General features: G+C 58.7%; 13 protein-coding genes. 12 read left to right on the top strand and 1 reads right to left on the bottom strand.

Features of this window, described 5'->3' with window-relative positions; all coding sequences use genetic code 11:
• Positions 1–45 precede the first annotated feature (45 nt).
• Entirely contained in the window at positions 46–4,113 is a 4,068-nt protein-coding gene (locus D3P08_RS00540; protein ID WP_162848310.1) for an S-layer homology domain-containing protein, read from the bottom strand.
• A 251-nt stretch (positions 4,114–4,364) separates the two neighbouring features.
• On the opposite strand from D3P08_RS00540, the gene D3P08_RS00545 reads away from it, so the two are divergent.
• The 12 genes from D3P08_RS00545 (at position 4,365) to D3P08_RS00595 (ending at position 20,483) form a co-directional block, all read left to right on the top strand.
• Entirely contained in the window at positions 4,365–5,369 is a 1,005-nt protein-coding gene (locus D3P08_RS00545) for an ABC transporter permease (protein ID WP_119597489.1), read from the top strand.
• Positions 5,369–6,277 (top strand): carbohydrate ABC transporter permease, encoded by a 909-nt coding sequence (locus tag D3P08_RS00550; RefSeq protein WP_119597490.1) that lies wholly within the window; start codon positions 5,369–5,371, stop codon positions 6,275–6,277. The genes D3P08_RS00545 and D3P08_RS00550 overlap by 1 nt, the downstream gene beginning before the upstream one ends.
• A 102-nt stretch (positions 6,278–6,379) precedes the next feature.
• On the top strand, positions 6,380–7,951 hold the full coding sequence (locus tag D3P08_RS00555) for a response regulator (protein ID WP_162848311.1): 1,572 nt from the start codon (positions 6,380–6,382) through the stop codon (positions 7,949–7,951).
• Positions 7,951–9,699: a cache domain-containing sensor histidine kinase gene (locus tag D3P08_RS00560; protein WP_162848312.1), complete on the top strand. Its 1,749-nt coding sequence runs from the start codon at positions 7,951–7,953 to the stop codon at positions 9,697–9,699. The genes D3P08_RS00555 and D3P08_RS00560 overlap by 1 nt, the downstream gene beginning before the upstream one ends.
• Before the next feature lie 122 nt (positions 9,700–9,821).
• The gene (locus tag D3P08_RS00565; protein WP_119597493.1) at positions 9,822–11,330 is read left to right on the top strand and encodes an extracellular solute-binding protein; all 1,509 of its coding nucleotides are present in this window, start codon (positions 9,822–9,824) and stop codon (positions 11,328–11,330) included.
• 175 nt (positions 11,331–11,505) lie between these two features.
• Complete coding sequence (locus D3P08_RS00570) at positions 11,506–12,408, top strand: helix-turn-helix transcriptional regulator (protein ID WP_162848313.1); 903 nt, start codon at positions 11,506–11,508, stop codon at positions 12,406–12,408.
• Between the two features lie 114 nt (positions 12,409–12,522).
• Entirely contained in the window at positions 12,523–14,376 is a 1,854-nt protein-coding gene (locus D3P08_RS27155; RefSeq protein WP_162848314.1) for a hypothetical protein, read from the top strand.
• A gap of 16 nt (positions 14,377–14,392) precedes the next feature.
• Positions 14,393–15,955 (top strand): glycoside hydrolase family 3 protein, encoded by a 1,563-nt coding sequence (locus D3P08_RS00575; RefSeq protein ID WP_162848315.1) that lies wholly within the window; start codon positions 14,393–14,395, stop codon positions 15,953–15,955.
• Complete coding sequence (locus D3P08_RS00580; protein ID WP_119597496.1) at positions 15,948–17,522, top strand: FAD-dependent oxidoreductase; 1,575 nt, start codon at positions 15,948–15,950, stop codon at positions 17,520–17,522. Before D3P08_RS00575 ends, D3P08_RS00580 begins: the two co-directional genes overlap by 8 nt.
• An 18-nt stretch (positions 17,523–17,540) precedes the next feature.
• Positions 17,541–18,227, top strand: coding sequence for an N-acetylmannosamine-6-phosphate 2-epimerase (locus tag D3P08_RS00585; RefSeq protein WP_119597497.1), 687 nt, complete (start codon positions 17,541–17,543; stop codon positions 18,225–18,227).
• Positions 18,228–18,229: 2 nt separating this feature from the next.
• Positions 18,230–19,156, top strand: coding sequence for an ROK family protein (locus D3P08_RS00590; protein ID WP_119597498.1), 927 nt, complete (start codon positions 18,230–18,232; stop codon positions 19,154–19,156).
• Positions 19,157–19,307: 151 nt separating this feature from the next.
• Positions 19,308–20,483 (top strand): GntR family transcriptional regulator, encoded by a 1,176-nt coding sequence (locus D3P08_RS00595; RefSeq protein WP_119597499.1) that lies wholly within the window; start codon positions 19,308–19,310, stop codon positions 20,481–20,483.
• Positions 20,484–20,524 lie beyond the last annotated feature (41 nt).

Genomic DNA, 20,524 nt, shown 5'->3' on the forward strand with positions numbered 1-20,524 from the left:
AGCTGCCACAGGGCAGAGGAACGGCCTTTTCGGCGATGAAGCAGGCTAGTTTATATATCCGGCTAGCTGAAGCATCCGCTCCAGCAGGACGGCCGCTTCCGCGCGCGTAATGTAGGCATCCGGCTGGAGGGAGCCGTCGCCGCGCCCGTGCATAAGGCCTTCGCCCACGGCCAATGCCAGCCAAGGGAGCGCCCATTCGCCGGCTTTGTCTGCGTCCGCGAACGGCGCCAGCACCGCTTCGGCATCGGACACGTCCGCCGAATGGCCGGCTAACGCCAGCGCTTTGCCGATCATTGCGGCCGCTTCCGCTCGGGTGACAGGGCGGTCCGGCTTGAACGTGCCGTCCGTGTAGCCGCTAATGACGCCGGCGCTTACGGCGGCGCCGATCTCGCCGGCAAACCATTCCGAGCCGCTGAGGTCGGATAAGCCGCTCTCAATCGTATCGCTTGGCAGCAGGCCGATGCCGCGGTTGAACAGCGCCGCCAGCTCGGCGCGGGAGATGTCGCGCTGCGGCTCGAAGCTGCTCTCGCTTATGCCGTTTACGATAGAGCGGCCCGCCATACGATGAATCGCGGCATCCGCCCAGTGTCCGCCTGTGTCGCCGAAGCGAGGCTGGCCGGCTTGGACAAAGGCGTAGCTGCCGCTGCCGCTGCTCCAGAACCGTGCCTCCGAATCCGATTCCGAATCCGAATCTAAGTCCGTAAGGCGGCTTGGAACATGCCGCAGAGCTCCGTTCATCGGATCGATCCGCATCAGCACCGCGCCAGCTAAGTCCGTCTCCGGCAGAGGGAATCTGCGCTCCGAATAAAGCTCGCTGGCATCCGGCGTCAGCAGCACCTTGCCGTCCTTGTCGACCAAGGACAGCGAGAAGGTGTAAACGGGCGACAGGAGGGACGCATCACTCGAACCCGACGAATCACCAGCATCCGCCGCCAACTCCACTTCCACTCGCGCATAAATCTCGTCAGCAGGCTTCCCGATAGCGGAGCTCCAACGATCGAACGGGAAGCTGCTTATTGGCAAGGTCCACGCAGCTCCGCCAACCTGCACATCGATGACGGAGGACGCCTCCGCCTCCGCAAGCGGCGTAAGCGGCAGAAGCGCGCCGCTTTCGCTGTCAATGACGACGCGGCCATGCTCCTTCAGCAGATCCGCAATCAGCTCGCGGTCGAGCGGCTTGCCCGCGCCGGCTGCCGGCACTTTAATCGTATCGCCCTCGACGACAGGAGCGGCAGGGTCAGCCGGAGGGGGCACGACGATAACGCCGCCTGGGGCCGAGCTTCTTGGCGCTACCGTGACGGTAACCGTCTCTGTCGTCAGCGTGCGGCCGTCCAGCGTCACGGTCGCCGAAATATCGGCCGTTCCCGGCGCGACGCCGGTCAGCCTGCTTCCCGCAACCGACACGACAGCCTCATCGCTTGAGACATAGCTGACGGTCGCGCCGCCAAGCGCGGCTTGTTCGCCGTTTTTCAGAAGCACTTGAACGGACGCGTCGACGCTGCTGCCTGCCTCGAATCTCGTAGCCGTAACCGTGAGCGCCGCGCGATCCAGCTGTACCGGCACTTTGTGCAGCTTGCTGCCTTGCGCGTAATACAGGCTGCCGTCTGCGGTCTGGGCCATGAGGTTAACCGTGCCGGGAATGACTTGGGCGGAGCGCAAATCCTCGGGATCGATCGCGATCAGCTTGCGGCCGATGGTCGTATACATGAGCCCGTCCTCGCCCCAGCGGATATAATAGGGGCGGTATTTGCTCGTGTTGTACGGCGATGCCGTCACGACTTTGCTTTTGACGATTTCCAAAGTATCCGGGTTCATCGCGAATATGGCGGCGTCATAACCGGCGCTTTCGCTTACGAATCCGTCGAGAATACCCCAGATCAAGCCGTCGGGACCGACGGACAGCTCGCCGATCAGCTTCACTTCGCCGTCTACGCCGGGAATTTCCGGCGTGAACGAAGCCGTTACCTGCTTCGTGGCCGTATCGAAGACGAACAGCTTCGCTTCGGCTTCCGTCGGCGTCACGCCGAGACCGCCCCATACGGAGGTGCCGCCGAACACCTTGCCGTCATGATAGGCAAGGCCGAATAAGCTTTGGTTCGGCACGATATTGGCGAACGTTTCCGCCCGCAATTCCACCCCGGACGCGCCGGCGGTTTCTTCCGCTATGGTCAAGGCGCCGCCAAGCTGGCCGTAAGTAGGGAAGGTGCCGATGAAAAGTTTGCCGTCGCCTTCCGTCATGGTGAACGGGCGGTCCTGCAGCTCTTCGATGTTCAGCGCCATGCCCGGATTGCCGCCTCCCAGCTCGCTGTAGGAGAACGGCTTGCTCATGTCGAGCCTGTACATGACGGCTCCGCTGTACGTGCCGAAGTAGACGGCGCCGCCCAGAAATCCGATGCCCTCGGGCTGATGGAACTCCTTGTTGCTATAAACAAATTGTCCGGTCTGCGTATCGTAGATGCTCATCCCGCGCTGGTAGCCGCCGATGTACAAATACCGTCCGTCCGTCTCCAGAGCGTTAACCGTCGTTGGCGATGCCGGGACATCGGCGGCATGCTCCGCGTATTCGTTCCTAATCGGATCGTATAGGAACGATTCGCCGAATGCGGCCATGCCGGCGAGCACCGTCCGGCCCGCGAACGGACCGCTGTCCGGCGTAATCCACGCATGCGATTTCACCGCCGTATCGGCGGGAAGCTCCGGAATTCCCTCAACCTTTGCCGTCACGTTGGCGGTCAAGTCGTACGTGTACAGCTCGCCATCCAGCTTGTAGTAGATCAGGTTCGGCTGATGCGGCGACGGGGGAGAGATCTTCGTCTGGAACTCGATCGTCGTCACGTAAGCCCCCGTTGCCTCGTCGAGCACATACAGCTGGTCTCCGCTGTAGGCGAACAGCTTGCCCCCGTATACGTCAACCTCCGATATCGTTTTGCTTGTGCCGGAAATGCCGGGAATCACGATCTCGGTTATTTCCTTCGTCTCGCGGTTGATCCGCATGACATGGGCCGTCGTGCCGATACCCGCATACACGTAGTCGTCGGTCACGCCGAGGCCTCTTACATACTGCTGGCCTTCCTTGATCACGCCCAAATCCGTAAACTCGCCGGAGGCGATATCGTATTCGAAGACGCGGCCCATATTCGTATTGGAATAAGTGCCTCCGTACAGCTTGCCGTCGTTGCTCGCCTTCAGGTCGAACACCTGCTTGTTCGACGGATTTTCGCCGAGCGCTTCGATTTTTCTTTCCGCTACGACATAGCGGTACAGCACCCCGTTGGAGCTGAAATACATATTGCCGTCCGAGCCCTTCGCGATCGCCCAGATCGTATCGGAGGAGCCGGCGATCGGCTGCGTAAATTTCAGTTCGCCCGTTACGGCGTCCACGACATGGAAGGAAACGGGGCTCCCGACTGTCGTCACATATTGCTCCCAATTGCCGTCAGGACCTATGCCATAAGCGGCGGATTGCGACAACGCGTAAGAGACCGCATCGCCGATCATAACCGGGGAGTCATAGACCAGCTCCAGCGGATCGGCCGCAATCTTCCTCTCCAGTCTCACATTGTCAATGTTCGCCAGCGTTCCTACGCCCGACGCCCCGTAATAGAACGTGATCTGCGCAAACTCCGCGTCGGCCGGCGCTACGCCTTCCAGCTTCACCGTATCCCACACGCCGGCCTTGTTCGCCAGCACCGTGTTAGCGCTTCCGCTTAAATCGGTGCTCGAGCCCGATTTTTTAAACCGCAAATACATGCGCACGCTCTTCGCCTCGACGTAGATGTCGGAGGTGACGCTGTACGTTTCGCCCGGCGTGATCGGGATCAGCTCGCTCATGACCTCGAGCGATTTGGACGCTGTGCTGTCCGTCATATACAAGCTGTTGGTGCCTTCCGAAGCGCGGTCCTGGCGAATTTCGACATGCAAGCCTTCGGCCGGCATGGCCGGTACCGTCGTCCAGCCCGGATAGCCGTCCGACGCTTGCTCGAAGCTGCCGTTCGGCACCGTAAGCGGCTCGTAGGTGAAGTCAGAGGCGCTGACGGAATAGCCCCCCGGGCCAAGCGCCGGAACGAGGAGCGTAACGGCTGCCAGTGATGCGGTCAATCTCTTCCATTTCATGCAGGCAAACCTCCTGGTAAGTGGAATTCCCTCATCTCCCATGATGAAAAAAAGACAGCTGCGTCCATGAGTGAGGAATTGCCTATTACAGTAGCGCCGCGCATTTTGGGTTGTCAATGGAACCGGAGAAGAACCTTTAGATTTTCTTTATAATGTTAAGATTGCAATATTTCGCGTCCGGCTCCGCAGGGCCATAATGAATCGTAAGCAAGGCTGCCGGCCCGAATACACAGCTAAAGGAGCTCAAAAAAATGAGAGGATCAGTGGCGGTTTCGAACACGAATACGAACACGAACACGAATACGAATACGAATACGAATACGGACACGGACAAAAACAAAAAACCGCGCAAAGCGCGTACCTGGAAAACGATTGCTAAAGACTGGGACTTATATTTCATGCTCGTGCCGGGTCTAATATTCCTTCTCCTGTTGAAATATTCGCCGATGTACGGACTCGTGATCGCGTTCCAAGACTTCAGTATTTTCAAAGGGATAGGGGACAGCCCTTGGGTGGGCATGAAGCATTTCGAGAAGCTGTTCATTAACGATCAGTTTTTAAGCGTGCTGTCCAACACGATTATTATCAGCTTGTACAAGCTGGTCGTCTTATTTCCGGCGCCCATCATTGTGGCGATTCTGCTTAACGAAATTCGGAAGATGGCGTTCAAACGAATCATTCAATCCGTTATCTATTTGCCGCATTTCATCTCGTGGGTCATCATCAGCGGCTTGTTCCTGAACCTGCTGTCGCTCAACGACGGTATCGTGAACACGTTAATTGAGCGTCTCGGCGGCGAGCGGATCGCCTTCTTCATGGATCAGAGCGTATTCCGTTCGCTGCTCGTCGCGACGGAAGGCTGGAAGGAGATCGGCTGGGGCACGATCATTTATTTGGCGGCGATTACCGGCATCGACCCCGAGCTGTATGAGGCGGCCAAGATCGATGGCGCCAACAGGCTGAGGCAGATGCTTCATATTACGCTGCCCGGCATTTTCTCGACGATCGTGCTGATGTTTATTTTGCGGCTCGGCAATATGCTCGAAGCGGGCACGGAGCAAATTCTGGTCATGTACAATCCGGTCGTCTATGACGTGTCCGACGTCATCGGCACCTACGTGTACCGGGTCGGCATCGGCGCATCCGACTACAGCTTCTCGACCGCTGTCGGCATGTTCGAGTCGGTCGTCGCCTTTGTGCTTGTCATATCCGGCAACGCGCTGTGCAAAAAGTTTCTCGGAAGGAGCATCTGGTAATGGGAATGACAAAACGAAGCGGCAACGCGATCAAGGAATCGTTCGGCGAAAAGCTGTTTACGGTATTGAACTACGCGTTCTTTTGTATCCTCGGCATCATCACCCTGTTTCCGTTCATTAACGTCGTCGCCAAATCGTTCAGCAGCGAAGCGGCGGTCGTGTCCGGCATGGTCACCGTGTTCCCGATCGACTTTCAGGTAGGGACCTATCAAATGGTGCTGGGCAACACGCAGTTTTTGAACTCGTTCAAAATTACGATTCTGGTCACGCTGATCGGCACGTTCGCCTCCTTATTGATGACGGTGCTGGCCGCTTACCCGCTGTCGAAGCCGCATTTGAAGTTCCGGAAATCATTGCTGCTTATTTACGTGTTCACGATGCTGTTTAACGGCGGCATTATCCCGACCTATCTCGTAATGCGCGAGCTGGAGATGATCAACACGATGTGGGCACTGTTCGTTCCGGGACTGATCAACGTGTTTTATATGCTGGTCGTCAAAAACTTTTTCGAAGCGCTGCCTGAAGGCTTGGAGGAATCGGCCAAGCTGGACGGCGCGAGCAATACGCGGGTGCTGTTCAGTATAATTCTGCCGCTGTCGAAGCCGGTGCTGGCGACGGTCGGCCTGTTCTATGCGGTGCTGCTGTGGAACAGCTACTTCAACGCCATGATCTATATCACGTCGCCGGAGCTTAAGACGCTCCAGCTATATTTGAAGGAATTGATCGCTTCTACGCAGGAGGTGCTGACGACCGCCGGGCAGATCGACCTGAACCGCGACTTGAACCAGGCGCCGGAAGCGGTCCGCGCCGCTTCGATCGTAACGGCGACGCTTCCGATCCTGCTTGTGTATCCGTTTCTTCAAAAGCATTTCGTGAAGGGCGCGCTTGTCGGTTCTGTAAAAGGCTAGCCTCTTTGCGCAATCTCCCCCTTTATTGCCAGGATTCATCCAATGGCAATAAGGGGGTTTTCTGCTATCATAATTTAACAACTGATGATAGGGGCGTTTAACATGATCAAGGCGATTCTGGTAGACGACGAACCGATGACGAGAAGAGGACTGCTGCGTTTCGTGGATTGGAGCCGCCTCGGCATTGAGGTGGCCGGCGAAGCGGAGGATGGCGTGGAGGCGCTCGAGCTGTATGAGCGTACCCGTCCCGAGCTGGTCCTATGCGACGTGCGAATGCCGCGGATGGACGGCATTGAGCTGGCGCAGCGGATCCGCGAGGCCGATCCGCAGTGCAGCATTATTTTTTTAAGCGGGTACAACGATGTGGAGTACTTGAAATCAGCCATCAAGCTTCAAGTCGTCGAATATATGCTGAAGCCGATTCAAATGGACGAGCTGTCGAAGCTGCTGGAGGAGACGGTTGCCTCCATTCAGGGGGAAAGGACGAAGCAGCAGGAGCTTAGCGCGATCCGCGAGCAATTCGACCGGAGCAAGCCGGAGCTGGCCGAGCGGCTGCTGAAGACGATTTTGAAGCTGACGCCCGAATATGAGGCGGAGTACGCGACGATCGAAGAGGACCTGAAGCGGCTGTATCCGAAGCTTCCGGTCAAGGGCCCTTATCAGATTGCTGCGTTCGGCTTTCAGAATAATGAAGCGAGGCTTCGCTGGCGGGAGGAGGCCGAAGCGGAGGCGGCGCAGGCCGGCTTGCCTGTCCTGACCGCGATCATCGATGGAGTCGGGGTTGCGTGTATGGCGCTTTCCTCGCAGCGCAACGACGACCGGTCGGTCATCTGGCTGAATCGGCTGACCCGGCGGCGAGGCAGAGAAGAGCGGGGGACCGCTGCGGGCGTCGGCGAGCCCTGCATGCATCTGAACGGCTGCGGCGGCTCCTATGAGCAAGCGCTGAAAGCGTTGTCACACCGGTTCTACCGCGGCTGGCACACGACGATATGGTTCGGCAACCTGGCTGCCGGCCACTATTCGGCGGCGCTGTTCGATAAGCAGGCGTTCATCAAATTCGAGGAGCTGCTGCGGGAGAAGCAGCTGAAGGCCGCGGCGGAATGGCTCGATCAGACGGTCAACGAGCTGCTGCTTCACGCTCCTCTCGACGTCGAGGCGGTGCGGAAGAAGCTGTTCCGCTGGTACGTGGCGATGACCCGCATCTATTCGGAGACGATGTGGGAGTTCGAGAACGATCAGCTGTGGGCGACGATGTTCGTGTCCGGCGAGCTCTTCTCGATCCGCAAGTTTATGCTGCAGCGGCTGGAGGCGATTCAAGAGGCGCTTGATATGAGCGATTCGAGCGACAAATCGGTCATTCGGGACATCATCCGCTACATTCAGCAGAACTACAACAAGGACGTGTCCATCAATACGCTCGCCAGCCATGTTCATTTGGCCCCGACGTATATGTGCATTTTGTTCAAAAAAGAAAAGGGCGTGTCGATCAACGATTATATTACGCAGTACCGGATCGAGCATGCCAAGCGGCTGCTGCGGGACCGTAAGCTGAAGCTGTATGAGGTCGCGTCGATGATCGGTTACCAGGACGCCAACTATTTCGCGAAAGTATTTCGCAAGCTGACCGGGGTCATCCCGTCCCAGTACCGGGACAGCTTGCCGGAGGAGCTATGATGACCGAGAACAGTCTCCGCGACAGGCTTTCGCGCACCCGGATCAAAACGAAGCTGATGCTGGTTTTTATGGCGTTAATTATCGTGACCGTCGGTCTGGTCTCCGTCGTCATTTATCAGAATACGATGCAGATTCTGGAGCGGCGGGTTGAGCAGTCGGTCGATAAAGCTATCCGTCAGGCGAGCTCCTTCCTGTCCTACAAGCTGAGCAACGTCAAGGACGTAGCCGGCATCCTGTTTATGAATCAAGAGCTGATCGATACGCTGAAGCGGGGCAAAGGCGATATTCCGCTTGGCCGTCAGATCGACGATTATCAGAAAATATTGAACATTCTAAGGTCCGTGCAGAACAGCCGCGAAATATACAGCATCCGCTTGTTCGCCAATTCGAACAATATCTACACCAAGGAAAATATGACGATATTTGCTTTGTCCGCCATCGAGAACGAGAGATGGTACCGCGACTTGCTCGCGACGACGGACGGCCTGTACTGCCGCTCGACCTACGAGTACGACTATTTGGGCGAAAGAGGCAAGCAGCAAGTCGTCACCTGCAGCCGGGTGCTTTATTCCGAAGGCTATGGCAGCGACATATTGGCGGTGCTGTCTCTCGATATTTTGGAGGAGAAGCTGCAGGACATCATTAAGGAAACGCAAATTACGAAGGACGGAAAAGTGTATTTGACCGACCGGGACAACCGCATCGTCTCGGGAAGCGACCCGGCCGACACCGGTCAAATGGTCGCGGACATTGACCCGCAGTCGTATATCGTAAGCAGCACGCCGATCGAGGGCTCCAACTGGCAGCTGGTTGCGCATATTCCGAAGGATGAAATATACGCGGAGAGCAGATCGTGGTCGTATCAGCTGTTTGCTTTATTTGTTATCGTCTGTTTTTTCGGAGCGATCATGGCCATTGCCTTCTCGGAGGGGCTGACGCGAAGAATCGGCCCGCTGCTTCAGCAGATTAAGAAGATCGAGACGGAGAACTGGGACTCGCAGACGGCCGTCACCTCGCATGACGAAATCGGCGTCCTGCAAACCCATCTAAACCGGCTCAGCGTCAATATGCGCCAGCTGATCGAGGAGAAATACAAGTCCGAATCGGAGAAGCGGGAGGCGCAGCTTCAAGCGCTGCACGCGCAGATTAATCCGCATTTTCTATATAACACGCTTGATTTGATCCATTGGATGGCGATGGAGAAAGGGGCGCGCGATATAAGCGAGGTGGCCGGCCAGCTGTCGGATTTTTTCCGGCTGAGCTTAAGCCAAGGGCGGGATATTATCCCGATCGCGGACGAGCTGGAGCATGTCCGGACGTACTTGCATATTCAAAGCCGGCGCTTTGGCGGCAATATTCAGTTTTCGATCGAGGCGGATCCCGAGCTGCTTCGGCATAAGACGGTTAAGCTGATTTTGCAGCCGATTGTGGAAAACGCGATTCAGCACGGCATTCGGGAGAAGCGGGACAAGTCCGGCTTTATCGCGATCCGGTCGCGTCTTCAGAATGGGCATGCCGTGTTTGTCATTGAGGACGACGGCGTCGGCATGAGCATGGATCTGCTTGACCGCTTGAACGGCGACACGACGGATATCGGCTACGGCATTCGCAATGTGAGAGATAAGCTGCGGCTTTATTTCGGGGAAACGTCCGGGGTCGCGTTCGATGTCCGGGAGGAAGGCGGCACGAAGGTGACGATTTCTTTTCCATTGGAGCGGGAGCTGCCGGCCGGAGCGGAACAGGGCTGAACAGACATAGACATGAACAGCAACAGAGGACAACAAGCGGAGCGACTGCAGACAAATACAGGCAAGACGCGCCATGATAGGATGAATCCGTGAAGACAAATTGACGCAATGGGGGAGATACGGTGGGCAAGAAATGGAAGTTAAGTATCGTCTGTGCAGCAATGATGGCTTTGCTGGTATCCGCATGCAGCGGCAACACCGGTTCGAAGGGCGGGGACGCGAATACCGGGACAAGCGGCAGCGGGGCGGAGGAGCAGCAGGAGAAGCCGGTTCTGAAGCAGCTTGGGCCACAACGGAATTTCGATCCGAACGGGGATAAGGTAGCCGCGTTCCTGGAGGAAGCGACCGGCTATAAGGTCGAGTACGAGACGCTTCCGCTCGAAAACCCGGACGATAAGCTGAACCTGCTCATGGCGAACAACGAGCCGTACGATATCGTGAAGCTCAGCGGCTCGCAATATAACCGATTGGCCGTGCAGGGCGCGCTGGAGCCGCTCGACGAGCTGCTCGAACAGTACGGGCAGGACTTGCTTGGCGCAACGCCGGCGGAATTTTACGAAAACGCGAAGGTCGACGGCCAAATCTACGGCATTCCGGAGAAGCATCCGCGCGGATTTGTCGGCAGCGCCCTAGCGATCAACCAGAATCTGCTTGACGAGCTTGGCATGGAAGTGCCGACGACGACCGATGAATTCTACAATTTGTTGAAAGCGATTAAAGACGAGAAGGGCATCGTGCCTCTGACGGGCTTTGAGAGCATCATTCCTGAAATATCCGGCGCGTTCGGCGTCGTGACAAGCTTTGACGTGCAGGACGGCAAGCTGATCCACCGTCTGGAAGGACCGGGCATGAAGGAATATCTCGCGTTCATGAACAAGCTGTACAGCGAAGGCTTGATGGATCCGGAATGGCCGGTGAACAAGACAGAGACGATTCAGCAGAAGTTCACGACCGGCAAAGCCGGCATTATGACATACGGCTGGGGCGTAGCTCCGGCAGTCACGGAAGCGCTGAAGAAGAACGATCCGGACGCGGAAATTACGCTCATCACTTCGCTTAAAGGTCCAGACGGCCAAATCGGCAACTGGGTGCAGGGCGGCGGTGTAAGCTGGTATATCGCCATTCCGAAATCGTCCAAACATAAAGAAGAAGCGATGAAATATATGAATTTGAAGGTTCAGCCGGACCTGTTCAAGGAGCTGGCGATCGGGGAAGAAGGCGTTCACTACCAAGCGGGTGCCGACGGCAAGCTGATGCCGATTCTGCCGATCTTTAACGAGGAGCGCGGCAATGCGGACTGGTTCATGACCAGTACGGACGCCAAAGCGTTCGAAGACCAGTGGCTGCTTCGCGTCCGCAAGGATCCGGTGCTGCAGGCGACCTTCGAGGAGATCCAAGAGAAGCAGCTTTCGGTCTCGCGGAGCGACCCGACGCTGCTGGCGCCGCCGCTTCCGGTTGTGGCGAACAACCAGCAGAAGCTGAACAAGCTGGAGAACGACTATATCATTAAGGTGTTCGCCGGAGCGGAATCGCTGGATCAATACGACGCCTTCGTCTCCGACTGGATGTCGCAGGGCGGATCGGAAATGATGGCCGAGCTGACGGCATGGTATGACAGCGCGAAGGAATAACGATTGAAGCGAAGGCCGCCCTGCCGGTTCAAGACCGGGGGGCGGCCTTTTATTTGTTTACAATACCTAAAGATTTTCCTTGTTTTCATAAGATATAGGGATAACGGCGTTCCGGCTAATACGGTTAAATAAAGAGAAGGCAAACATCATGATTACCGGAAGGGGGAGGGGGCATATGGCGCTGACGGAGGTCGCGGCTGCAAGGGAGGAACGTGCTGCCGGCTTCGATAAACGCTACTTGGAGAGAACGGTCGCGCTGAACATGCTGGAGCTGTGCCAGGTGCGGGACTGCGGCTGCCGCGAAGCGGAGGGGCGCACCTCTTCCGACGCGCACCTGCTTGTCTATATGCTGTCGGGAGACGCCGTCGTAACCGCCGCCGAGGAGCAGCTTAGGCTTCCGGCACGGCATTTCATTCGCTTGAATCCAAGAACCGGGTACCGGATCGCCTCGGAAGGAAGACCTCACGAGGCGGCGCGATTCCTATGCGTCGAGCTGAAGCCCCGGCCGGGCTCGAATCGCCTGTTCTCTTTGTTCGAGACCGAGGCGGGGCATCGCGTTGTAGCAGACCGGCTCGGGATGGATGAGCTGTTCTTCAGCTTGATTGGGGAGCTGCAGCGTCAGGACAATCAGACCCGCATCATGCTGGACAGCATCCTCAATCAAATTGTCATTACCGCGGGCCGGATTGCCGGCGGCTATGCCGGCCGCGGGGGCGGTTCGAGCGAGAAGGCACCGGGCAGGAAGGAACTGGTCTATCAGGTTGTGCAATATATCGACAGGCATATGGACCGGATCGAGGAGCTTGGGCAGGTAGCCGCGCACTTCGGGTACAGCTATTCCTATCTCTCGCACGCGTTTCGAGCGGAGATGGGCGTTCCGCTGCAAATCTATTGGGCGAACCGGCGCATGATGCGCGCCATGAACCGGCTTCAGGCCGGACGAGCGAGCATTACGCAAATATCCGAGGAGCTTCGCTACCAGTCGATCCATTCCTTCAGCAAGGCCTTCAAAAAAATGACGGGCTTTACGCCGTCGGAATACCAAAGCTTATACGGAGCGAAGCGGGGAAACGGATAAATTCGGAAATGGCGAATGGGCAGCCGAAGAGCTGAGCGGCATATCGCAGAAGCGCGCTTGCCGGTCAACTCGATCCGGTGCAGCCAACGTCATTTATTAGTCTAGGGGGTACCTATGAAAACGGCCATTTTTTCAAAAGATTCGAATATACGCCATTTGCTGCTGCCGGACGGCGCGGAGAATTACACGTGGGAGGAAGTGGAGAGCCGCGATTTGACGCTGTTCGACGCGGTCTATTTGCTTGGCTCCGCTTCGTTGGATGCGCCGGTCTCTCTTTCGCCGATTGCAAGCTCGAGGCTATGGACATTCGCGGAGCAAGGAGGACGGATCTATGCGGAGCTGATTGAGGCGTTCGACTTCCCGAGCTCCCGGCTGTTCGGCTGGAAGCAGGACTTCCCGGCGACGAGAAGAACGATCGAGAAGCTGAGATGCGATGAGGCGATCCCGGGCGCAGCGGAAGGGGCTTTGCTGGAATGGGCGGGCGGACTTGCGAAAGGCTTTGCGGTTGATGGGGAGACGAAGCTGTCGTTCGGCGCGTACCAAGAGACGCATGTTAGTCCGTCAGGCGGCAAGCCGGGACATCCCGGACTGATCGTGCGCAAGCTCGGGCAAGGTCTTGTCGTATATGCGGCGTTCTCGCTTCTAACTTGCGCCGATGCGGCCGCGCTTCGTCCATATGGGCGCTGGAGCCTGCTGCTTAACCGTTTGACGGAGGAGACGGGGCTGCCGCTCCGGATAGGGTCGCCTGTCATTGAGCTGGCCGGAGATACGGATGCCGGACAGGCGGTAGACGCGAATGCGGACTGGTTCCGCGCGTCGGGCATGCTGCCGGCTGCGGACGGCTCCGAAGGCGTATACGAAAATATTCATTCGGTGACGGGCAAGCTGTCGAAGGACCGCCGTCCGGACTGCCACGCGCATACGGCGCTTATGTTTCATTTGTACGGCAGATGGAAGAAGGATGACCGTTATCTCGACGTCTCAGACCGCCTCCTCGGCTACTTGTTCGATCGGGGCTATCAGGATATGGATCCGAACTCGCCGTCGTACGGTTTTTGGAAGTGGTATGATTTCCCCGGCGCTTATCCGCATCAAATATTTACGGACGACAACGCGTGGGTATGCTTCGTGCTCCTCTATCTGTACCGGAAAACAGGCAAGGACGTCTACCGGCAGAGAGGGGTGCTCGTTGCGGAACGTTTGCTGGCCACGCAGCGGAAGGACGGGCTGCGCCCGAACGTGCTGACAAGAGCGCAGCTGGCTGAGCTGGGCGTGGAAGGGGCGAGGGAGCTCGAGCCGAGCTTGAACCCGCATTTCGAGAGCATCGCGCATTCAGCGTTTATTCAGGCCTATCTCGTGACGGGCGACGAAGCGTATTTGAAGACGGCGCTGACGGGCGCCCGGACGCTGCTGGCCAGAAAGGGCGAGCTGCAGTTTATGTACAGCCGGACGTCGGGCTTGACACGGCTGCTGCTGCCGCTCGGCTATTTGGCCCGCCATGACGAGAGCGGCGAGATCGAAGCCGGCTTGCGCGAAGCGGCGGACTATTTGATCGGGCGTCAGCACCGGCTCGGCGGTATAGAGGAAGCGGACAATCCGGATCCGGAACGGTTCGGGCTCGAGGATGCGGGCGTCTATATTAGGAACGGGGAAGGCATCGCCGATCAGCTGTATACGAACAATTTCCTGGTCATGAACAGCTGGGAGATGTGGCGGGCGACCGGAGAAGCGCGGTACAAGAAGCTGCACGATGAGGTGTCCGCGTTTATGCGGCGCATTCAGATCAAGAGCAAGGAAGACAGGTTCAGCGGCGGCTGGATGCGGGCGTTCGATATGAATGCCGGCGAATATTTCGGCAACAACGGCGATACCGGCTGGGGACCGTACTGCATGGAAAGCGGCTGGACGAATGCGGTTACGTCGGCGGGCATGCTGCTCGCTTTGCTGGATGAAAGTATTTTCGATTAAAGAAGGGAAGCCCACCATGCGGAAGACGCTTGATCAGATGACATTGGAGGAGAAGGTCGGACAGCTGTTCACCTTTTATTACAAAGAGACGGTTTACGCGGAGGAAGCGGAGCAATATATCGCCGGCTACAAGGCCGGAGGCATCTTTCTTGATATGGAATGCTTGGAGGAGCCGGAGCAGGTGCATAAGCTTACGTCTCGCATGCAGGAGGCGTCCCTTACGAGAGGAAGCGGTTTGCCGCTGTTTGTGGCTGCGGATTTTGTGGCGGGGGCGGGCTGCAAGCTGTCGCGGGGAGGCGCGGTTCATTTTCCGAAAAATATGGCAATCGGCGCGGCGAATGACGAGCGGCTCGCATACGAGAGCGGCAAGGCGACGGCGGACGAGTCGCTTGCGATGGGCGTGAACTTCAACTACAGCCCGGTCGTCGACATTAACAACAACCCGGACAATCCCGTCATCGGCACGCATTCGTTCGGCGGCTCGAGGGAGCTGGTGTCGCGTATGGGCGCGGCCGTCATCCGCGGCTATCAAGAGCGCGGCATGATTGCGACCGCCAAGCATTTTCCCGGTCACGGCGACACGAACGTCGACTCGCACCTGGATCTTCCGGTGCTGCCCTTTGACCGCGACAGGCTGGAGGCGTTCGAGCTTGTTCCGTTCCGCAAGGCGATTGAAGCGGGCGTCGACGCAATCATGGTCGGACATATCGCGGTTCCGGCGCTCGATCCAGGCATGCTGCCCGCCTCGTTGTCCCGTCCGATGGTAACCGGACTTCTGCGGGAGGAGCTGGGGTTCGACGGCCTCGTCGTGACGGACGGCATGTCGATGAAAGGCGTGACATCCAAATACACGCAGGCGAAGGCTTGCGTCATGGCGCTGCAGGCCGGCGCTGACATTCTGCTTGTGTGTCCGGAGCGCGGGGATGAGGCACAGGAAATGGTCGACGCCGTGCTTGGCGCCGTTAAGTCGGGGAAGCTGAGCGAGAGCCGAATCGATGAATCGGCTGCGCGCATTATGCAAATGAAAGAGAAATACGGTCTGACGCCGGACCGGTTCAAGCTGCAGCCGTACGAAGCTTCGGCGTTTGAACAGGAGGAAGCGAAGCTCGTCAGCCTCGAGCTGGCGCGCAAGGCGCTGCGGGCATCCGGAAGCGAGGAGCTGTGGGCGGGCGTTCTAAGCGGCGTGACGAACTGGATGCTTATAGGCGAGAAGCAGCTTGCGGAGTTTGCGGTTCGCTTGTCCGACAGCGGGATCGTGACGGAGGTCCGGCAGATCGGAACGTATGAAGAGCTTCAGGAGGTCCTTGCGGAGACTCCGGGAGAACGGCCGGTTATTGCCGCTGTTACGCATAACAAGCGGATGAAGCGGGACGCGCTCGAACGCGTGAACCGTATTGCTTCGGAACGCGGAGGGCCGATGCTGCTTGTTCATTTCGGCTCGCCGTACGATATCGAGGGGCTGCCGGACCTGCCTGTGATATTGCTGTACGATCGCGCGCCTTCCTTGCAGGAGGCGGCCGCGGAGTATGTGAATAACGTTCTACACCAACACGATGGGAGAGATCGGTACGATGCATAATCAATTTCAGGCGGATATCGTCATTATCGGGGGCGGCGTAGGCGGCTGCGCGGCGGCGCTTGCGGCGTCGAAAGCGGGGAAAACGGTCATCATGACGGAGGAATCGGACTGGATCGGCGGACAACTGACGAATCAGGCCGTGCCTCCGGACGAGCATCCGTGGATCGAGCAGTTCGGCTGCACGGCGGCATATCGGGAATTCCGGACGAGAGTCAGAGATTATTATAAAAGAAACTTCAAGCTGCAGCCTTCGGCTCAGGCGGCGGTTCAGTTCAACCCGGGGAACGCGATCGTCAGCTCCATCGCGCATGAGCCGAGGAGCGCTCTCGCGGTGCTCCGCGATATGCTGGCTCCCTACGTTCATCGGGGCTCGCTGCTTGTGATGGAAAATATGAAGCCGGTTAAGGCGGAAACGGACGGAGACCAGGTGCGAGCGGTGCATGTGCGCCATGCATGGACGGGCGACACGGCCGTATTGACGGGCGCTTATTTTCTCGATGCGACGGAGGAGGGCGACTTGCTGCCGCTGACCGGAACGGAATACGTGACCGGCGCCGAATCGAAGCGGGATACGGGGGAGCCCCACGCGCTGGACGGCGAAGCGGATCCGGCGGATATGCAGGCGATCACGTGGTGCTTCGCGATGGACCATATTGAAGGCGAGGACTTTACGATCGCGAAGCCGGCGCAATACGACTTCTGGCGGAGCTATCAAGCCGGCTTCTGGCCGGATAAGCAGCTCAGCTGGATGGGGCTTGTTCCCCATACGCTCGAGCCGATCCGCTACAGCCTCTTCCCGGACGGCAAGTCGTTCTCGTTATGGAAGTACCGCCGGGTGATCGACCGCGCGCAGTTCGAGGAAGGCGCGTTCCAGAGCGATATGACGCTCGTCAACTGGCCGCAGAACGACTATTGGCTGGGGCCGGTCATCGACGTCGAGGAAGCGGAGCGGCGGAAGCATATGGAGGGCGCCCGTCAGCTGAGCTTGTCGCTCATGTACTGGATGCAGACGGAAGCGCCGCGGCCGGACGGCAAAGCCGGATATCCGGGCTTGCGGCTGCGCGGCGATGTGACCGGCACGCTGGACGGCCTGGCCAAACGTCCCTATATCCGGGAGTCTAGACGGATTAAGGCGGAGACGACCATCGTCGAGCAGCATGTCAGTCCGCTATGCCGCCCGGACGGCCAGGCGATGGACTATCACGATTCCGTAGGCGTCGGCGGGTATCGGATCGACCTGCATCCGAGCACCGCGCTCCGCACCTACATCGATATTTCGAGCCTGCCGTTCCAGATTCCGCTCGGAAGCCTCATTCCCGTACGGATGAACAACTTGATCGCAGCCGGCAAAAACATCGGCACGACGCATTTGACGAACGGCTGCTACAGACTTCATCCGGTCGAATGGAATATCGGGGAAGCGGCCGGCTATTTGGCGGCTTACTGCGTGGAGCATAAGCTGGAGCCGCGCGCCGTCCGGGGGGATGAAGCCGCATTGGCCGGCTATCAAGGCTGGCTGCGTGACGCAGGCGTCGAGATGAAGTGGCCGGCATTGCGCGCACTTTAATAGAAAGAAGGAATAGCGATGACGACGTCTATCATTGCCGCGGGAAGTCTGGTCGTATCGTGCCAGGCGCTGCCGCATGAGCCGCTGCACGGCTCTCATCATATGGCGGCGATGGCCCGCGCCGCCGCGGAAGGAGGAGCGGGAGGCATCCGCTCGAACAGCCCGGAGGATATACAGGCGATTAGGAAAGCGGTCGGCTTGCCGATTATCGGGTTATGGAAAAGAGATTATCCGGGCTTTGACGTATATATTACGCCAACGGTGGAGGATGCGGCCGCCGTTCATGAAGCCGGCGCGCACATTGTCGCGATCGACGCAACGGACCGGCCCCGGCCGGACGGCCTTGAGTTAGGCGAAACGATCGCCCGGCTGAAGCGCAAGGGCATCGCCATCATGGCGGATATTTCGACATTCGAGGAAGGCGTGCGGGCAGCGGAGCTCGGAGCGGACTATGTATCCACGACGCTGGCCGGCTATACGCCCTACAGCCAGGGACCGCTTCCGCGCCTCGAGCTTGTGAGCCGGTTAGCGGAACGTCTCGCCGTTCCGGTCGTAGCGGAGGGCGGGATCGGCAGGCCGGAGCAGGCGGCGATGGCGCTTGAGCGCGGCGCGCATTTCGTGGTGGTCGGATCGGCCATTACGCGGCCGCAGCTGATTACGGCGGATTATGTGGCGGCGATGAAGACCGCGGAAGGGCGTTCTTGACGATGGCGCAGTTTACATCCGCCGGCTTCTTCCTTGGCATTGATATCGGCGGGACGGGCATGAAGGCGGGTCTTGTAACGCCGGATGGCTCCATCGCGCGGGAGCTCGCCGTGCGGACGCCGGTTGAGGAAGGCGGAGCCGGCATCATGCGCGAGATGTATAAGCTTGCAGACGCGCTTCTAGCGGAGGCCGGCGAGCCGGTGCATGCCATCGGAGTCGGTTCCGCCGGCATTATCGAGCCGGTATCGGGCCGCGTCACCTACGCGACGGACAATTTGCCCGGCTGGACCGGCACTCCGCTCGCCGAATTGTTGGCCGGGCACACCGGCCTGCCGGTGCGCGCGGACAACGATGTGAACGCGGCGGCGCTTGGCGAGGCGTGGGTCGGCGCCGCGAAGGGCTGCGCCTCCTTCGCTCTCGCCGCCGTCGGAACGGGAATCGGCGGCGCGCTTGTCAGCGGCGGCCGGCTCGTGCACGGCCATCTCGGAAGAAGCGGAGAGATCGGGCATCTGATTCTGAAGCAGGACGGCTTGCCATGCAACTGCGGCCAGCGCGGCTGCCTGGAGCAATACGCTTCCGGCAGCGCCCTGAATCGAGTCGCCCGCGGCATCGACCCCGGCTGGGACAGCCGCGAGCTGCTGCGGCGGACGGAAGCGGGGGACAGCCGAGCCGCACAAGCGGTCGACGGCTTCGCGCGCGATCTCGCGGCGGGGCTTATCTCGCTGTACCATGTATGCGGACCGGAGGCGATCGTCATCGGCGGCGGCTTGATCGAGACGCCCGAAGCATGGTGGCATCGTCTGGAGCAGGCCGTCGCGGAGGCGACGCCGATGCCCGTCCGGCTTGAGAAAGCGGCGCTCGGCAACAAAGCCGGGATCATCGGCGCAGCCTATTTGGCTGTATCGGCGGCTCATTCCGCAAATCCTTAATGGGGTTAACATATTGATACAGGATAAACCGGAGGCTCTCCCCAGCAGCCTCCGGTTTTTTCGCGTCCTCCCGCTTGTATTCACAAATCATATATATCATGATATATTAGTATATAACTAGATATGGCTATTGGATGAGGGGGATTGCCGGATGCCGAACGATCAGGCGTCAAAGCCGATGTACGAGCAAATATTCGAAACGCTGCGCGACCGGATTAGGGAGGGCAAATACGCGGTGGGGGACCGTGTCCCGTCGGAGAAGGAGCTCGGCGACGAGTTTCAAGTGAGCCGGATTACGAGCAAGAAGGCGCTGGAGCTGCTGGCGATGGACGGGTATATCGTCCGGCAGCCGGGCAGAGGCTCATTCGTAGCGGATTTTGGCCGCTCCCATACGCCGCTTCAAGGCTCGGCGGCGATACCGTCCAAGCAGCGCCGGACGGGCGGCAGGCGTCTCATCGGACTAATTATGACGGATTTCGGCGACGCGTACGGCAACGGGTTGGTCTACGGGATGGAGCAGGCGTCGCGCGATCATGATTCCTATCTCGTCCTGCGCCGGTCGTTCGGCATTCCCGCGAACGAAGAAGAAGCGATTAAGGGTCTGCTGGAGCTTGGCGTGGACGGGCTTATCATTTTGCCGGCGCAGGGGGAATATTTCAACTCCGAAATATTGAAGCTGGTTATCGGCCAGTTTCCGTTCGTGCTTGTGGACCGGCATCTGAAGGGCTTGTCCGCAGGCTCCATCAGCACGGATAACGTGACCGGCGCGGTGAAGGGGACGAATTACCTGTTCGAGCTCGGCCACCGGCATATCGCGTTTCTTACGCCCCCGCCGATGGACACGACCGCGATCGAGGACCGGATCGAAGGCTTCATCCAAGCGCATGCGGAACGGGGCGTCGTCGTGGACCGCGATATATGGATCCAAGACATTACATCCACGCTGCCTACCGCTTACGTCGAGGAGAACAAGCGGAAGGACATCGAGAAGATCAAGGCTCATCTGGTCAAGCATCCGCATATTACGGCGCTGTTCGCGACCGAATACAATATCGCCTTGCTGGCGTCGGAAGCGGCGAAGGAGCTTGGACTTGCCGTGCCGGACGATCTGTCGATCATCTGCTTCGACAGCCCGTACCGCAATGGCGTCCAGCCTTACACGCATCTAAGGCAGAATGAAGAAGAGATGGGGCGGCTCGCATTCGAGCATGTGCTCAGGCTTCGGGAGGGCGAGCAGCTTCCGAACCGCGTCTTATTGGATGCCGAGCTGATTGTCGGCAGCTCGACGGGGCCGGTTAAGCCGCGAGTTTCGGAACGCGGGTATTAAACGGACAACCCAAAATCGGCCTAAGAACGTTCCAAAGTTCT

Origin of the sequence: Paenibacillus nanensis (assembly GCF_003583765.1) — a bacterium.
Classification (GTDB): Bacteria; Bacillota; Bacilli; order Paenibacillales; family Paenibacillaceae; genus Pristimantibacillus; species Pristimantibacillus nanensis.

Coding starts and splice junctions, on each gene's coding strand:
- D3P08_RS00540 (WP_162848310.1), bottom strand. CDS start 4,113: ATGAAATGGAAGAGATTGACCGCATCACTGGCAGCCGTTACGCTCCTC.
- D3P08_RS00545 (WP_119597489.1), top strand. CDS start 4,365: ATGAGAGGATCAGTGGCGGTTTCGAACACGAATACGAACACGAACACG.
- D3P08_RS00550 (WP_119597490.1), top strand. CDS start 5,369: ATGGGAATGACAAAACGAAGCGGCAACGCGATCAAGGAATCGTTCGGC.
- D3P08_RS00555 (WP_162848311.1), top strand. CDS start 6,380: ATGATCAAGGCGATTCTGGTAGACGACGAACCGATGACGAGAAGAGGA.
- D3P08_RS00560 (WP_162848312.1), top strand. CDS start 7,951: ATGACCGAGAACAGTCTCCGCGACAGGCTTTCGCGCACCCGGATCAAA.
- D3P08_RS00570 (WP_162848313.1), top strand. CDS start 11,506: ATGGCGCTGACGGAGGTCGCGGCTGCAAGGGAGGAACGTGCTGCCGGC.
- D3P08_RS27155 (WP_162848314.1), top strand. CDS start 12,523: ATGAAAACGGCCATTTTTTCAAAAGATTCGAATATACGCCATTTGCTG.
- D3P08_RS00575 (WP_162848315.1), top strand. CDS start 14,393: ATGCGGAAGACGCTTGATCAGATGACATTGGAGGAGAAGGTCGGACAG.
- D3P08_RS00580 (WP_119597496.1), top strand. CDS start 15,948: ATGCATAATCAATTTCAGGCGGATATCGTCATTATCGGGGGCGGCGTA.
- D3P08_RS00585 (WP_119597497.1), top strand. CDS start 17,541: ATGACGACGTCTATCATTGCCGCGGGAAGTCTGGTCGTATCGTGCCAG.
- D3P08_RS00590 (WP_119597498.1), top strand. CDS start 18,230: ATGGCGCAGTTTACATCCGCCGGCTTCTTCCTTGGCATTGATATCGGC.
- D3P08_RS00595 (WP_119597499.1), top strand. CDS start 19,308: ATGCCGAACGATCAGGCGTCAAAGCCGATGTACGAGCAAATATTCGAA.